The sequence below is a fragment of the Mariniblastus fucicola genome (assembly GCF_008087665.1).
Lineage (GTDB): Bacteria > Planctomycetota > Planctomycetia > Pirellulales > Pirellulaceae > Mariniblastus > Mariniblastus fucicola.
In genome coordinates this window covers 4550416-4565385 of sequence record NZ_CP042912.1, presented here as the reverse complement: position 1 = coordinate 4565385, position 14970 = coordinate 4550416, and the positions used below count along the sequence as shown (strand labels likewise).

Below are 14970 nucleotides of genomic sequence, written 5' to 3'. Positions count from 1 at the left end.
GTTAATTTTGCAACTGGGCAAGTGCCTGTTCTGTTAGCCGTTTGCTGTAACGGTGAATTTTCCAGTGTCCTGGCGACCAGCCCGCAAGAAAGCGATGAAAGTCGGCCCACGCAAACGCATAAAGTGAACGCCACTCTTCTTCGATCGCGTCAAACAGACTTTTGTCGTCGACCGCCAAACTCAGATAGTCAAAATACGTTTGCAGTAAATCAGATTCTTGCGATTCACATTCCGAGTCCGAGAAACAGCTGCTGATGAAATAGGCGAAATCCTTCATACCGCACCCGCCACCGACGTACTGAAAATCGACCACCGCAACGTCGTCAGATTCGGAAAAGCAGAAGTTCGCCAATTTCGCATCGCCGTGAACGATGGTTTGAAACCTGGCGGAGTTCAATTTCTGATCGATCGAAGCAGCTGAGTTTTTCAAAACACCACCGGGCATCGAATCGTACTCATCCGGTCGCGTGTCCAGATGCCAATAGGTGCCGGTTGGCCAAAGTCCATGTTCGATGGCCGAGATTTGCGAGTTGGGAATCCGCGTGTCGAAAAGAAACGAAGCATGCAAATTCGCCAACCAACGCAGACAGGAATTAAGCTGCCTCTCATTGACGCCGCTGCTACGAATGGGAAATCCGGCCTTGTCGAGATCTTCCAGAACAAACAGCCAACGATTCTCCACCGCTTCGCTGGCGATCAGGTTTGCCATGCGGCAGCGTTCGCGACATTCCGATGAGGCACCGTTGTACCACGCCCGCTCGTTCGCGTATGAACTCAGCTTGCGTTGATGTGACACATCGCTTTCCCAGCCGTACTTATGGGACCGATCTTCGGGTGGCGAAACGAACTTCACTACCACGGTTTCGTTTTGCGGAACCAGATGCAGTCGAACGATCTCTCCGTAGCCGCTCCAGAGCGATTGAATCGACTCGACGATCTCAACCGATTCGGCGCCGCAGAGTTTGGCAATTTGATCGGTTGGCAATTCGCAGTTCATCAGAGCATCATAGCGACGATGCCATTTTTAGTTCAACAGGTCCTGGAACTCAGGCTGGTCGACAAACTGCTGTAGAACTTCTTCAAGCGAAACCCGCTCAGCCAGCTCTGGCCGACGAGCGATGCTGTGCGTCAACGCCGACAGGCACTCTTTTCGATTGCCCAACTGAGCATGGGCGCAGGCCAGATTCCACCAGGCAAGTTCTTTCGACGGATCGAGTTCGATAGCTTTTTGGCTGCACTCAATCGCGGCATCCGACTGTCCCAGTTGATAATGGAAGCTGCCCAAGTTCAGCCACATTCTGGCATGGGTTGGGAAATGCGTCAGCGACTCATTCGTCAGACGGATTGCCTCTCCGATTCGCCCGGCCTGGCTCAGTTCGACAGCCAGATTGACCAGCATCGCTTCACTATCGGGTTTGATCGTCAAAGCATATTTCAGAACGTGGACAGCTTTTTCGTGCTTTCCAAGCTTTCCCAACATCAGAGCACGGTTGTGGAGCGCGTCGATGTGCTCACTATCCATCTGGATGACGCGATCGAAGTGTTCGAGTGCGGTCTCATAGTCACCAAGCTGAGCGAAAAAGTGGCCGTAGCAATTCCATGCTTCGGCGTTGTTAGCTGAGAGTGCGACGACTTTCTCCTGAAAGTTGATCGCTTCCAAAAAGGAGCCTTCTTCAGACAGCGAATTCGCGATCGCTTCCAGCCCCGAAACGTAGTAGGTCGAGTCAGCCGGAATTCGAAGCATCTCGTTGCGTCCTTCGGCAAGCAAACCGTGTTTCAATAGCAAGCAGGCATAGTTGAATCGGCCACATTCAAATCGTGGACTCAGGTCCAGTCCTTTTTCGGACAGCTCCATCGCTCGTTCCGCAATCGGTTCAATCGTTGCGAGTTCGAAATAGGCGGAAGCGCATAACGGATCTTCCAGGATGACAATCTCGTACCACGCCCGGGCACGTTCATGATAGCCAAGGTTGTAGCAGAGTCGGGCCAGATCGAGTTTTGTATTGATGTCACGCGGGAAATTCCTCACGTGCCGTTCCAGCGGTTCGATTAAATTTTCTGGATCGTGTTCATGCCGGTTAAACGCATCGATCAGATCGATGGTTGAATTCAGCCGTTCGATGAACTCGACTTCGAATGGCTCAGCCTTGCTCAGTTCGCGAATTGCGTATGGATTCAGGATTTGATCCTGCGAAACGTTTTCGAAGTTTGGAAGAAACTCCTCCAGGACTCTCGATAGAACGTCATCGCCCGGGCTTCGTCGCAACGCCTGCTGCAGCAGATCGTGAGCCTCGCGGGTTTCTCCCAGCGACATCAGACATAGAGATTTGATTGCCTGAAGTTCACTGTCTTCCGGGAAAAAGTCCTCCGCAATGAAGACTTCTTCCAGCGCATTTTCGCAACAGTCTTCGGCGGCAACCTTTTGGATCAGCGTCAGCCAAAGGTCGAGTTCCAACGGGTTGTTCTGGACAGATTCTTGTAACGCTTCAATTGGCATGTCGAAATAGAATGACATGTAGCCCTCGGGTCGAAAGGAAATTGGGTCGGAAAAGCGTAGGATTTTCCGAGTTTCCTGGTTCGACAGAGGTCGAAAGACGACCTGAGAATGGGCACCGGCCAGTGCGTTTGCGCGGTTGTAGCGATTGAGAAAGGGCGACGCGGAATCGTGGCGGTCGCCCCTATGCGTTGGCTACTGGATGGTCGCCGCGTCTCGAGCGAACGACTCCAGTTTGTCGTGTACGATGAAGTGGTTCGCAATCATCGTCGTTAGCTGCGACAGGTAGAACGCTTCAAATTCGCGTTCGCTGGTTTGGATTGCCGGTCGACCGTGTTTGGGGAACACGAAATGCTGCGGCGTCGCGCTGTATGGGACTTGTCCGTCTTTTTCGATGTCGTAGACCGTCACCGTGACGTCTGAACGACCTTTGAACAGAGTGGATCCTTCTGTCAGCGAGTATGAACCGATTTCGATGGCCACGACCATGTCGGCTTCGACGCCTTTTCCCAGTTCCACGTATTCAGTTTCGTTCCAGCCATGGCTGTCGCGCCAGTTTTCAATTCTGGCCGGAGCAATGATTTGGCTTTCGTCCTTGAGTCCATTCGCAAGCAGAATCCCGACGGCCTGTTCGACGGTGTAGGTCAGCGTATCGGGTCCGTAGGCCGAAGCATCGCTAACGCAGACTACAGCAACTCGTTTTCCGTTGAGCCCCTCGTAAGCAGGTTGGACGTCGTGACCCTTGACGGTGTAAATCAACTGCGCCAAGGCTCCGACGCAACCGGGCGTTGTCAGCAAACAGGCGGCTAGCACGCACGCGAGAAAGCATCGAGACAGGTTGTTGGATTGAAGTTTCGGCATCGAGTCGTTCCACCTTGGATTTCAGATTTGACGGCGAAGCGTAGAAGAAAGCAGCCACGTACGCAACGTCGAATATGCTGGCAAACATGGCGTCGCAGCACCATTTCGACAGCGGCCATTCCGTGGATCGGTGGAGTCCAGAAAATCGCGATTTTGACGACGCAGATCGCGTCTGAAGAAAAAGAATGGAGTTTGACGCTCTGTTGGTCGGAACGACTGTGACGCGCTATTCATCCATGCCGTCAGCCAACCGATCGGCGTCGGCTTCGGTAATTTTGATACGGCGGATTCCGCTGGACCGTCCTGTTTTCGGCTCCACTTCGATGACGACACCAGAAAGCTGAACGTTTTCCTTTGCCACGTCAAACGGAATCGGGCGGAACGTCAATGTTGCTTCCATGACCCGATCGATTCGACGACCAAGAATGCTTTCATGTGGTCCCGACATGCCAACATCGCTGATGTAGGCCGTGCCTCCAGGCAATAACTGCTCATCCGCAGTCGTCACGTGAGTATGGGTTCCGCAAACAGCGGTAACCTTGCCATCGAGAAATCGGCCCATTAGCTGCTTGTCACTGGTGGCTTCGGCGTGGAAGTCGCAGAATCGAATTTTGACATCTTCCGGGATCTCGGCCAGCGTCCTTTCCACTGCCGTGAACGGGCAATCGACAGGCTTCATGAACACGCGTCCCATCGCGCTGAACACGGCGACTTTTCGTCCTGTCGCGGACTTGACCACGACCCAGTTCTTTCCTGGAGCATCCGCAGGATAATTGCAGGGCTTTACGATATTGTCACGCGTCACAAGCGTGTCGATGATGTCTTTCTTCCGATAGATATGATCGCCAAGCGTGATGCAATCGATCTCGGCTTTGCAGAGCCGTTTGTAAATCGAGGGCGAAATACCTGATCCCTTGTCAGCGTTTTCCGCATTGGCGATCACGATGTCGATCGAAGACTCACGCCGCCACGCGGGGATGGTTTCACAAACCAAATCGACGCCAGGTTTTCCTACGATGTCGCCGAGAAACAGGATACGCATTACAAGCTTTCAGTTGCCACCGGTGCGAGGTGGAATGAGTGTGGGGTGGGAGAAGCGAACATCGTAACCGCAGCTATCGATTCATGGAACGCGTGATCGTCAGAGCGAAACAGGCTTCACAGTTCGAGCTATTTCGCCAACTCGGTAAAACGCGATTCGCGGATCACGACGACTTTGATCTCGCCGGGAAACGAGAGTTGTTCCTGATAGGCGTGAGCAATGTCGCGGCAGATCTTGGCTGCTTTTTCGTCCGACACGTCCTTCGAAGCGACCACAACGCGGACCTCTCGACCGGCCTGAACCGCGTAGGCTCGGCGAACGCCATTGAATTCGATTGCCAAAGACTCCAGCTCTTCCATCCGTTTCACGTATCGATCAAGCGACTCCCGGCGTGCTCCCGGCCGCGACGCACTGCAGGCATCGGCCGTCGCGACGATCACCGTATACGGATGTTCAACGAGTATCTGGTCGTGGTGTCCGAGCGCGGCGTGAACGACTTCTGGTGACTCCCCTGCCCGCTTCAGCATGTCGGCGCCGACTTTCGGATGTCCGCCTTCGATCTCATGGTCTGCAGCTTTGCCGATATCGTGCAGCAACCCTGCTCGCCGAGCCAGATCCGCATCCAGGCCCATCATCTCTGCCAGCATGCCGGACAGGAAAGCGACTTCGATGCTGTGCCGCAAAACGTTTTGGCTGTAGCTGGTCCGGTAGTGCAGTCGCCCGAGCATTTCGATGATGCGATCATTGATACCGTGGATGTTGACTTCCTCAAGCGCTTCGCGTCCCTTTTGCAAGATGATCTGGTCGATCTCCGCTTGAGTTTCCCGCGTCACCTCTTCGATTCTGGTTGGGTGAATCCGTCCGTCCCCGATCAGCTTCTCCAGCGATAATTTCGCGACCTCGCGGCGGACCGGATCAAATCCGCTGATGATCACCACGCCAGGCGTATCGTCGATGATTACATCGATGCCCGTTTCCTGCTCAAAGGCCCGAATGTTACGGCCTTCGCGTCCGATGATGCGGCCTTTCATTTCATCGTTGGGGATGTCGATCGTGCTGGTCGTCAGATTCGCCGTGTGGTCCGAAGCAAGCCGTTGCATCGTCATTGTCAGAATGTCACGCGACTTTTGCTGGCAGATCTCCTCCATCTGTTTTTCGTGCCGGAGAATCCTGCCTCCGACTTCGTCAGCAAGTTCGTCTTCGAGCAGTTTCAAAAGTCGCGTCGAAGCGTCCTCCTTGCTCAGCCCTGTGACTTCGTGCAGCTTCTTGCGTTGTTTCTCCAGCACTTCAATGATGTCATTTTCATGCTGTGCGATTTGCTCCAGCTTGATCTTCAATCGACTTTGCGACGCCGCAACGATGGCTTCCTGCTTGTTCAGATCAATTGATTTCTGTTCCAGCGTCGAATCAAGTTTGTCCAGCTTTCGCTCTCTCTGGTGCAATTCGTCGCGAGAGTGTTTCAGCTCCTTTTCCAGTTCCTTCTGCTTCTCCAGCTCCATCTGGCGAATGGTGACATCGGCCTCCTTGAGCATGTTTTTCGACTGCCGATCGGCGTCATCGAGAATGGCTTTCGAGCGGTTTCGAGCTCCGCCGGGCGCAAGCAGCGTCCAGGCAACGCCAGCGACAGCGGCGACCAGGAATCCAATTGTGAACCAGAAATAATCCATAGCTCCCTGCTCCAAACTGTTGGAACGGTGCCCATGGACCGGAGAAATCTTTCGCGTAACTAGCGACGCCGTTGGTCGTCCGAAGGAGCGTCAGAAGGGCAACCTCGCTTCTGACCATTGGCGGTTATTTGACGGTGTCTATTATCCTGGGTCTTCCCTCGTTTTCCGGGTCTGAATTGACTCCAATCGGAAATTGCGATGACTCGCAGCGTAGGCCAGCCAGAAATGCGGACCTCAAGGGTGACTCGATACCAACCCAACCTGTCATGGCCAATGGCGTAATCTCGCAGTTGCTGTCTCGAACCTGATCGCGGAACGGTCGCCAAGGGAATGGCAGTCAAATGCAACAATTGCGGAAACAGCCCAAGAACAAGGCTCAACAACATACGAACTAAATCCATGCTTGTTTTGCCGAAAAGGGGGCCAATGAAAGTTGGGGTTACCAACTACGTTTTTTGATTTCAACCGACTCACGGAGTGCACCGCAGTGTCGTCGATAGTGACAGGTATCGTCCCAAAGGACCACTCCTGTCAAATTCCATAGTAGCATAACGTCCATAAAACTCAATTGTTTCCCATACCGTTTTCCAGCGGCCAGAACCAATCGCTTCGTGAATTGTCGTTTCCTATAGAGGTTTTCCCCACTCCAATCAATGACAGACAATCACAGGACTCGAATGATTGAACAGATTCAGATCGCCTGGCCATGTGAGCGATGGCTTCAGTTCAACGTGCTCGTTGCAGTTTCTGGCGGAGCGGACAGTGTGGCATTGTTGAGAGCACTGCATGCAATCGGATTGGCAAACGCCCCCAGCCCTGGTTCGCTGGTCGTGGCCCATTTTAATCACGGCCTGCGCGGGGCGGAATCTGATGGTGACGCTGATTTCGTAAGGCAGCTTACCGATCAGCTGGGTTTGAAGTTTTGCTGCGGGCATGCGGACCCTGATTGCGGTGCGAGCGGAGAAAGTGAACTGAGGAATCAGCGCTACGAGTTTTTGGTCCGAACGGCGCGCAAGACCAACTGTCGCTACATTGCGACGGCTCACCATCGCGACGATCAAGTCGAAACTGTGTTGTTTCGGCTCTTTCGCGGCACCGGAGTTAGGGGCCTGGCTGGGATCCCACCCTTTCGAGTTGTCGATGAATCTCTCACGATCGTGCGGCCGATGTTGGAAGTTAGCAGAGACGAACTTGAGCAGGCGCTGCGATCGTGGAATCAGCCGTGGCGAACGGACGCCACGAATCAGAATTCTGAGTACAGTCGAAACTTCATTCGCAACGACGTTTTTCCGATGCTACGCGAGCGTTTCGGATCGGTCGATGATTCGGTAGTGCGATTAGCGAATCAGGCCGCCGAACAGCATGCTTTCCTGGTCGATCAGACCTTGGGGCTGTTCAAGGCCGTGACGCTCCACGCGGACAGTGCGGAGATCGATTGCCAGCAGCTAGAGCGGTGCCCTGCGGTTCTGCTTCGAGAACTGTTCATGCAAATCTTCCGCCATCAATCATGGCCGATTTCACAGCTTGGCTTTCGCGAGCTCGATCGATTGGCACAACTGGTTTTGGACCAATCGAATGTGCCGCTGTTCCAGCTCCCGGGAGCGATTGGCTGTGAGAAAGTTGACGGCACAATTCGACTGAGCCAATAAAAAACGCAGCAACCAAATTTGATTGCTGCGTCTGATCAATCTGCAAGTTTGCCCAAGCTAGTGAGCCGCCGGTTTTCCATCGAGAGTTGCTGGTTTATAGCCGCCCTTTGATTTGAAGTATCCGATCAGGATCAGGTAGCAGACCAACATGATGAATGGGAACACGCACATTTTGGCGAGTGCACCTTGCTTGGCCGCGTCAATGGTTTGCTGAACTTCTTCCGAGTTCTCAAGTTCGCTAACGCTGTTCGCATCGACGGCCTTGTACTCTCCAAGGAACCATGTGTTTTCCTTTTCTACCTTGCTGACAACCGCCGAATGCTGCTCGTTCAAAGCGGCGATCGCCGAATCTTCCTGCATTTTTCCGATCATGGGACCGCCGATAATACCAACGGTCAGCATGCCGATTCCAGCGATGGCGTTCAGCGTCAATGCTCCGCCTTTCGGGAACTGCTCGGCAACCACGCCCAGCATCGTTGGCCAAAAGTAGGTCTTGGCAACACCGTACAAAGTCGCCGCGGCAAAAATTGCCAGTGCTGTTGTTGTCATCGAGAGCGAGTAAAGTCCGACGATCGCCAATGCAGAACACGCGGCGAGCAACCCGAGCGGGGTGAGTGCTTTAATGACGGGACCAGCAAAGAATCGCAAAATCATCATGATCAAAGAAGTGTAAATCAGAACCCACAAAGCGTTGCCGCCGAGGGCTTCCATAGGCTTCTCCATCAGACCGCCAATTGCACCGTCTGTTCCCAATTCCGTTGTTGCCAGTGGCATCATGATCAGGCAAAGGAAGATCATCAACGGACGGCCAAGTGACTGACAGTAAATTCCGTATGCGACAACCGCGGCGAGAATCAGACCGTACACGACGTAGTCATTGAGAGCGAATACGTTTCCGATCTCGCGGAAGATCATGAAGGCAGCGATGGCCGCGCCAATGACTCCGAACTCAGCAAGCATTTCCTTGTAAGTTGCACCGCCGGCAACACGTTCGCTGACAGGAAACTTGGCTCCGATCAGCATGACCAGGTAAATAACTGCCGGGATGGCGATAATGTAGATCAACAGACGCCAGTCGGCTTCGGCGTAGCTGCCCAGTCCAAGCGTGATCAAACCACCAAGGACGAGTCCGCCAGGCCAACCCGCGTGAAGGATGTTCAGCCATTTCGTTTTCTCTTTCGAGTACATCGTGGCGACCACCGGGTTGATAAAGGCTTCCACAGTTCCATTGCCCAAACCGAGGATGATCGAACCGATGGTGAGAAGATTCAGGCCACTTTTCTGTGCGGCGAGAAGTTCTTCACCCGAAAGCCCGTCGGCTTTTACTGTGCTGTAAGCCATCAGTGCCAAGGCGGCATAAGCGGCGTAGCAAACAAAGCTGAAAACCATCGCGATGCGATAGCCGATTTTGTCAATGATCAGACTGAAGAGAATGATGCTGATCGCAAACGGCCAGATGCCGGCTCCAAAAAGTTCCTGAGCCTGAACTTTGTCGATGCCAAAGTCGGCGGGCCACATGGAGGCCGTGTTGATCATAAATGATCGTGAAATGAACGCGAAGGCGGTCGTGATCAGTGCGATCCAACAGCCCCAAAACATCAACTGGCTTGGACGTTGTTCGCTCTCTGAAATGGAGGTGGCGGTGCTCATGAATTTTCCGTGGGTTGGCAAAAACCGATAGAATCGTGTGGACAATACCGCACCAGAATAGTTGAGCTGCGGACAATTTTCCATCACTGGTTCGGAAAGATTGAGCTTTGTCTTTTCCTTTGGCTGAACAGTCGATTTGTTCGACCTATTTTAACGCGTCGCGTACAAAATCCGCCCTCGAAGCGTCAAACTTTAGAGCTTGGCATAATGAACCTGACCAGGCAGCTCCGTTTTAAAAACGAGGACAAGCGATGAGCCGTACGATCATTGGTGCCGCGGAAATTGTGCTGAGCGTCAGCGACCTGCCGAAGATGCGAGAGTTCTACGTCAGCGTGCTGGGATTTCCGATTCACGGCGAGGCGTGCTCGACTGGTGAAGGCGTGGTCGACGCTGATTCCAATTCTGATTCCGGTTTCGAAGCCACGATAACGTTTCTGACAATCTCGGAAACGGATACACCGTTGGGAAGAAATGGGCATCCGCAGATACTCGCGTTGATTGACTATCGGCGGCACTTTCTGGCCAAAGGACGTTTTGACGGGCACGACGTGAGACGGTCGACGCTAAACCATCTGGCTTTCGAAATCTTGCCTGGCGACTACGATTCAGAGTTTGAGCGATTGAGTGAGCTTGGCTTGAATCCGACCAAAACAGTTTTCGCAAACCTCAACGCCAAAGCGATCTTCTTCAAGGACCCGGAAGGCAATGTTTTGGAACTGATCTGCCATGATGCTGACGGTTTGCAGCAGCCGGATTAATATCGACGTCGACGACGGTTTGTAGGCGAATTGCATCCCAGTCGTCATTTTATGGCCAGAGCCAGAGCGACTTCAGTGTCGCGATCAACAGCAACATCGTTGCTGTGCCAAGTATGATTGCCAGCGGATAGGGGGCGTACTCGAACAAACCGGGTGCGCTTTCGGGCTGCGATATTGATTGATACGGTCGATCGCCAGAGTGTTTTAAATTGGGGGCAGGCCAACGTTTGCCTCGGTTGCTTGCAAATTCGCCTGATGCATTTTTCATGATGGGTTCCTCATAGAGACAGAATTCAGAGACGCCCGTTGACATGCTCCCCCACATTTAAAGACGGCAAGGGTGTGGAAAATAGGACATGGAAAACCGAAATCGACAGAAAGTTGCCGACAATCTCCCCATCGCAAGACTGTGTGGTCGCTTAATCTTCGTCCATCCAGAGCTTTGTTTCGAAACGTCCGGACGAATCTGCGGCACCACGAGCCATCGAGTCCGTCGAAGATTGCAAAGAAATTTTGCCGCTGCGATCGACCGCGATCAATCCGCCGTCCTCAGGATCAAGGACTTTGGTCAGACAGTGCTCCAGCGCCGAATCGATTTCGAGGTTCCCGATCTCCATGAGCATCGCGACCCGTGCGGCAATGCTGTGCCGAATGTATTGCTCGCCGATTCCGGTTCCGCTAACGGCAACGGTGTCGTTGGCATAAGTTCCAGCTCCGATGATTGGAGAATCTCCAACGCGTCCACCAAGCTTCGCAGTCAGGCCTCCAGTACTGGTTGCCGCAGCGAGATTGCCGTGTTGGTCCAGAGCGACGCAGCCGACGGTGCTGCCGCCTGATTCCCTGGTTTGCAAAGACTCGGAAGCTTCGGCATTCAGGCTCCCGTCATCATGGCCGTTCGACGAAGCGCTTGACGACGAAGCGCCTGATTCAGGAAGTTCATAGCCTGGCGTGTCCAATGGCTTCAAGCCGATCTTGATTCGTTTCTTGTTGAGCATCGCGAACCGCCGTGGCGTGTAAAAATGATGTTGGTGTACCATTTCGCAACCGTTTTCTTTGGCGAATTGATCGGCCTCCGGTCCACAGAGCAGTACATGTGGAGTGTTTTCCATCACCAGTCTGGCCGCCGAAATCGGACTGCGAGTGTTCTTGACCATCGCGACCGCGCCACACTTTAACGTTGAACCGTCCATGATCGAGGCGTCGAGTTCATGCATGCCGACACGATTGAAGACGGCTCCTCTACCCGCGTTAAACAGTTCGCAATTTTCCAATTCGATCACGGTCGCCTGAACCGCGTCCAGGGAAGTGCCGCCTTCGGCCAGAATCTTTTTGCCGACGTTCAGAGCATTCGCCAGTGCTTTCTTGAATGCAGCTTTCTTTTCCTCGGGCATATCCCGGTCGAGACTTCCCGCGCCGCCATGAATCGCAATTGCCCATTGTTCAGTCGGTTCGTGATTCGCCGTTTTCGCAGGCTCCTGGCCGTGAACGTTACAGGCGAAAAGACCAAGGATCAGAAATGCGGCGGCAAGCGTACGCGTCATCATTGAAGGCTCCAGTGAGAGTTGTCTGATTCGTTTCTTATCGGATTCGTTTGCCCAGAATCACCGCTCCGGTTGCGATCACAACGCCAGCGGTTCGCAGAACCTTTCTGACTTGCGGACTGAGTTTTGCTTTGACCAATTCGCCCTGTGAGTGCCTTTCGGCGAAAGTCTCGCAGTTGTTAAAGATCAGGTCATAACCCGGTTTTCCGTCGTCCGCGAGTTTTTCAGCGACTTCTGCGATCGCGCTCTGGGCAACTTCGGCGTTCGACCGAGTCCCGGCGTTTGGCGCGACCGTCAAAAGAGCCAGATACTTGCTATTGTCCGTGAACCACTGTTCCATCGGCACGACGCGATGACCAAACTTTCGTGATAGCTCGGCAACCAACAGTTGCCCGGTAACTCGATGGACTCCGACTACGATCGCGTGATGTTTCGGCCCCAGTTTTCCCAACGCGGTGAACGGGATCGTAAGACGGGCTCCGGAGAGTTCGTGTTCGGTGATGATGATCTGTTTCATTTTTCGTTGTGCGTGAACCACGCATTCCTGACTAGATTCCTCAGCCACCGCCGCCGGAACCGCATTGCGGCAGAGCACATCCGCCTCCGGGAACTGGCGGTCCGCAAGTTTGCGACCCCGATCCGGCTTTCGGAGCAGCGATAATGCTCAGCTGGCGCTCGACTTTACTGCTCTCGCATTTTGGGCAACTGGCTTTCGCGTCGCCTTCAATCAGAAACTCGAATTCCGATTCGCACTTTCGGCATTGATACTCGTATATTGGCATTTCCGTCCAGTCTGTTTTCCGTCTCACTCCAAAGAACACCCGCAATGTTACTCAGTTGCCAACAATGTCGCCAGTTCGACAAAATTGCGATCGAAGATTATGGCATTCCCGGAATTGCACTTATGGAAAACGCCGGCGCGGGTTGCGTCCGCGAGATTTTGCAACGGAAGATGCAACGGCCTACCGTGATCCTCTGCGGAGGCGGAAATAACGGTGGCGACGGATTCGTGATCGCTCGCCATCTCGCGAATTCGGGCGTTGAAGTCGCGGTCTTGTTGCTAACGGATTCTGCAGGGCTGTCTGGCGACGCGAAAGTTAATTTTGAAGTTTTGAAAAAGATGGACACTTCGATAACTCAGTGCGATTCCGACTGGAGCGTTGACGCGTTCAAGTCAGCGATGTCGAAGCGATCAGATTGCCTGGTCATTGATGCAATGCTCGGAACGGGAGCGACCGGAGAATTGCGGGCCCCATTTGCCAACGCTGTCGTTGCGGCAAACGAGCTTTCAGCGATCCGGGTAGCCATCGATATTCCAACGGGACTCGACGGGGACACTGGCCAGAGTAACCTCGCGTTTAAGGCAAACGTTACGTGTACTTTCGTAGCGATGAAAAACGGATTCGGCAGTCTCGAAGCGAAAGCATGGCTTGGGGAGGTTGTCGTGATCGACATCGGTGCCCCGCATCAGATTTTTGAACGAGTTCAATAGAGTGGCACGATCACGACATCAGTTTTTCACGAAGCCAGTCGATCGCGTCGAGATATTCGGCTTCCTGATGTTCCGGGATTGGGTCGTCGTGGTCGGCGCCTTCGATGATGAACTGTTTTATTTCACCAAGGTAAGTGTCTTTGATTTCGTTTTGGTATTGAATCGGAACGACGCGGTCTTTTTCTGACGTTAACAGCAACGCAGGGCATTTTGCCAATGCGGCGTTTGTGAGCGATGAAAGTTCGGTGGGAATCTGGTCCGCGATGACTTTGGACATGCCAAAGTTCCACCACGTGTAGCGTGGGCGACTCGAAATCAACCGAGCAACTGGCGGAGGGTTACGAAGCAGTATTGCGTCGATGTCTTTCCAAATCGAAAGGTACAACGCAGAAATGCAGCCCAGACTATTGCCGATCGCAAGCTTCTTCTCTTCCGGGTAACGTCGTCGGATAAACTCCCAATAGCGTTCCAGTGTCGGAACAAAATTCTGAATCGACGCCGGCCCGGTACTGCCGCCGTAGCCTCGATGGTTTAGCGTCCAGACCTCTGCAGCCGCAAAAGGAGATTCCGTTTCTCGACGGCTCGTCGTGCCGTCAATGATCAGATCGCAGGGATGGGCGGAAGCGCGTTCTGCGCGGCCACCTGTGCCAGGAATCTTCAGCGCGACTAGTCGTTGCGTCGGCGGTGTTGCATCGAAATCGCCCCATGTGGAAACCCAGGCTTCGATTTCGACGCCATCTGCAGAGTGCACGACCTCGCGTCGATTCGAACCACTATCGACAGGATCGGTCGAAGGAAGCAGGACCAGTCGATCGGCAATTTTGGAGAGAAGCGACATTGTATTACGCTTCGGGAGGAGTTTCCGGAGGCACCGCCGAAGTCTGAACGGGCTTTTTCCATTTCATGGCAGCGCGTTGCAGCGGTTCGATCCGCAAGACGACTTCTCCATCCTGAAAAATTCGCACCGTGCCACTGGATTGGCTGACCACGACTGCGATGGCTTTCGTGTTCTTGCTGATCGCGGCGCCTGCGAAATGGCGGGAACCGAGGCCCTTGGTCATCGTAATCTCAACCGGAGGCGTGTCGATGATTCGGGCCGACGCTTCGACGGTTCCGTCTGCGGAAACGATGAACATTCCATCGAGTTGAGCGACTTCCTTGATGCCTTCTCGAGTCTTCCCGTCGTGCAAACTGCGATCTTTTCGGTTGTATCCTTTTACCGAGTCGTAACCGCCAGGCCGGCTTTGTTCCAGCACCTTGCGATGATCGCCCACAACAAACATCGTGCCAATCGGTTTGCCTTCACGTCCTTCCCGGCCAATCGCAACGGCCAGGTCGACGACGACTTTAAGAGTTTCCAAAGGGACGTTCGTTTTGAGTTGGCGAAGGTCACGAGCGGTCAGGCGACCCAGCTTTTCCGTCAGGCTGAATGCTGTGATCGTGTCGACAGCGTCCCCGTCACCGCTGGAATCAAAAAGAGCGATCAGTTTTGAGCCGCTTTTCATGTGGGCTTCGGCGACACTCGCCAAAACAGCTTGGGCCAGTTGGTCTCGGGGGTCGATGATTGGCGATTCGAGCAACACCGACTTGACTTCGGCTTCGATCGCGGACTGATAGACCTGTTCCGAGTGGGTCGCCACGACCAGGACTTCGAGGTTGGCCGTCTTTTTGGATAGCCGAGCCCAGTTGAGTTCACGCTCAAGTAGGACCAGCAGCGCGTCAGAATCGGTCGCTTTGGCCAGTTTCTGTGAGGCGTCGACGAAGGCGAAAAAGTTTTTCTGTTCCTTCGCGGGTAACATTCGTAAGCGGCCTGTAG

General features: G+C 53.7%; 14 protein-coding genes. 3 read left to right on the top strand and 11 right to left on the bottom strand.

The genetic code is table 11. The features are described from left to right. Nucleotide 1: 1 nt before the first annotated feature. The 5 genes from MFFC18_RS16880 to rny form a co-directional block, all read right to left on the bottom strand. Nucleotides 2–985 carry an oxidoreductase family protein gene (locus MFFC18_RS16880; RefSeq protein WP_244949100.1) on the bottom strand — a complete coding sequence of 328 codons (984 nt, stop codon included), beginning with the start codon at nucleotides 983–985 and terminating at the stop codon, nucleotides 2–4. Between the two features lie 39 nt (nucleotides 986–1024). Continuing rightward, nucleotides 1025–2515 carry a tetratricopeptide repeat protein gene (locus MFFC18_RS16875; protein WP_075086201.1) on the bottom strand — a complete coding sequence of 497 codons (1491 nt, stop codon included), beginning with the start codon at nucleotides 2513–2515 and terminating at the stop codon, nucleotides 1025–1027. 174 nt (nucleotides 2516–2689) lie between these two features. Further along, entirely contained in the window at nucleotides 2690–3355 is a 666-nt protein-coding gene (locus MFFC18_RS16870; RefSeq protein WP_075086202.1) for a hypothetical protein, read from the bottom strand. 226 nt (nucleotides 3356–3581) lie between these two features. Then, nucleotides 3582–4397: a TIGR00282 family metallophosphoesterase gene (locus MFFC18_RS16865; protein WP_075086204.1), complete on the bottom strand. Its 816-nt coding sequence runs from the start codon at nucleotides 4395–4397 to the stop codon at nucleotides 3582–3584. 128 nt (nucleotides 4398–4525) lie between these two features. After that, entirely contained in the window at nucleotides 4526–6064 is a 1539-nt protein-coding gene (gene rny, locus MFFC18_RS16860; RefSeq protein WP_075086205.1) for a ribonuclease Y, read from the bottom strand. A gap of 653 nt (nucleotides 6065–6717) precedes the next feature. On the opposite strand from rny, the gene tilS reads away from it, so the two are divergent. Then, nucleotides 6718–7713, top strand: coding sequence for a tRNA lysidine(34) synthetase TilS (tilS, locus tag MFFC18_RS16855; protein WP_075086206.1), 996 nt, complete (start codon nucleotides 6718–6720; stop codon nucleotides 7711–7713). Between the two features lie 57 nt (nucleotides 7714–7770). Here tilS and MFFC18_RS16850 read toward each other — a convergent pair whose 3' ends face one another. Continuing rightward, on the bottom strand, nucleotides 7771–9363 hold the full coding sequence (locus tag MFFC18_RS16850; protein ID WP_202907588.1) for an MFS transporter: 1593 nt from the start codon (nucleotides 9361–9363) through the stop codon (nucleotides 7771–7773). Nucleotides 9364–9614: 251 nt separating this feature from the next. Here MFFC18_RS16850 and MFFC18_RS16845 point away from each other — a divergent pair, with 251 nt between their 5' ends. Continuing rightward, nucleotides 9615–10121: a VOC family protein gene (locus MFFC18_RS16845; RefSeq protein ID WP_075086207.1), complete on the top strand. Its 507-nt coding sequence runs from the start codon at nucleotides 9615–9617 to the stop codon at nucleotides 10119–10121. A gap of 419 nt (nucleotides 10122–10540) precedes the next feature. On the opposite strand, the gene MFFC18_RS16840 is transcribed toward MFFC18_RS16845, so the two are convergent. From MFFC18_RS16840 to MFFC18_RS16830, 3 genes are read right to left on the bottom strand one after another with little or no spacing between them, the layout of a single operon-like run. Continuing rightward, entirely contained in the window at nucleotides 10541–11665 is a 1125-nt protein-coding gene (locus MFFC18_RS16840) for an isoaspartyl peptidase/L-asparaginase family protein (protein WP_084417393.1), read from the bottom strand. Nucleotides 11666–11699: 34 nt separating this feature from the next. Next, the gene (locus MFFC18_RS16835) at nucleotides 11700–12179 is read right to left on the bottom strand and encodes a C40 family peptidase (protein ID WP_075086210.1); all 480 of its coding nucleotides are present in this window, start codon (nucleotides 12177–12179) and stop codon (nucleotides 11700–11702) included. Nucleotides 12180–12219: 40 nt separating this feature from the next. After that, nucleotides 12220–12444, bottom strand: coding sequence for an FmdB family zinc ribbon protein (locus MFFC18_RS16830; RefSeq protein WP_075086211.1), 225 nt, complete (start codon nucleotides 12442–12444; stop codon nucleotides 12220–12222). A 44-nt stretch (nucleotides 12445–12488) separates the two neighbouring features. Between MFFC18_RS16830 and MFFC18_RS16825 the strand changes: the two genes are divergently transcribed. After that, a complete protein-coding gene (locus tag MFFC18_RS16825) occupies nucleotides 12489–13154 on the top strand; it encodes an NAD(P)H-hydrate epimerase (RefSeq protein WP_075086212.1) in 666 nt (221 codons plus the stop codon). Nucleotides 13155–13164: 10 nt separating this feature from the next. Here the strand turns inward: MFFC18_RS16825 and MFFC18_RS16820 are convergent, their stop codons facing one another. Further along, a complete protein-coding gene (locus MFFC18_RS16820) occupies nucleotides 13165–13992 on the bottom strand; it encodes an alpha/beta hydrolase (protein WP_075086213.1) in 828 nt (275 codons plus the stop codon). A gap of 4 nt (nucleotides 13993–13996) precedes the next feature. Next, the gene (locus tag MFFC18_RS16815; protein WP_075086214.1) at nucleotides 13997–14953 is read right to left on the bottom strand and encodes a DNA integrity scanning protein DisA nucleotide-binding domain protein; all 957 of its coding nucleotides are present in this window, start codon (nucleotides 14951–14953) and stop codon (nucleotides 13997–13999) included. Nucleotides 14954–14970 lie beyond the last annotated feature (17 nt).

What these genes read in the sequence shown, in the direction of transcription:
- MFFC18_RS16875 (WP_075086201.1), bottom strand. Translation starts at nt 2,515, where the DNA reads ATGTCATTCTATTTCGACATGCCAATTGAAGCGTTACAAGAATCTGTC.
- MFFC18_RS16870 (WP_075086202.1), bottom strand. Translation starts at nt 3,355, where the DNA reads ATGCCGAAACTTCAATCCAACAACCTGTCTCGATGCTTTCTCGCGTGC.
- MFFC18_RS16865 (WP_075086204.1), bottom strand. Translation starts at nt 4,397, where the DNA reads ATGCGTATCCTGTTTCTCGGCGACATCGTAGGAAAACCTGGCGTCGAT.
- rny (WP_075086205.1), bottom strand. Translation starts at nt 6,064, where the DNA reads ATGGATTATTTCTGGTTCACAATTGGATTCCTGGTCGCCGCTGTCGCT.
- tilS (WP_075086206.1), top strand. Translation starts at nt 6,718, where the DNA reads ATGACAGACAATCACAGGACTCGAATGATTGAACAGATTCAGATCGCC.
- MFFC18_RS16850 (WP_202907588.1), bottom strand. Translation starts at nt 9,363, where the DNA reads ATGAGCACCGCCACCTCCATTTCAGAGAGCGAACAACGTCCAAGCCAG.
- MFFC18_RS16845 (WP_075086207.1), top strand. Translation starts at nt 9,615, where the DNA reads ATGAGCCGTACGATCATTGGTGCCGCGGAAATTGTGCTGAGCGTCAGC.
- MFFC18_RS16840 (WP_084417393.1), bottom strand. Translation starts at nt 11,665, where the DNA reads ATGATGACGCGTACGCTTGCCGCCGCATTTCTGATCCTTGGTCTTTTC.
- MFFC18_RS16835 (WP_075086210.1), bottom strand. Translation starts at nt 12,179, where the DNA reads ATGAAACAGATCATCATCACCGAACACGAACTCTCCGGAGCCCGTCTT.
- MFFC18_RS16830 (WP_075086211.1), bottom strand. Translation starts at nt 12,444, where the DNA reads ATGCCAATATACGAGTATCAATGCCGAAAGTGCGAATCGGAATTCGAG.
- MFFC18_RS16825 (WP_075086212.1), top strand. Translation starts at nt 12,489, where the DNA reads ATGTTACTCAGTTGCCAACAATGTCGCCAGTTCGACAAAATTGCGATC.
- MFFC18_RS16820 (WP_075086213.1), bottom strand. Translation starts at nt 13,992, where the DNA reads ATGTCGCTTCTCTCCAAAATTGCCGATCGACTGGTCCTGCTTCCTTCG.
- MFFC18_RS16815 (WP_075086214.1), bottom strand. Translation starts at nt 14,953, where the DNA reads ATGTTACCCGCGAAGGAACAGAAAAACTTTTTCGCCTTCGTCGACGCC.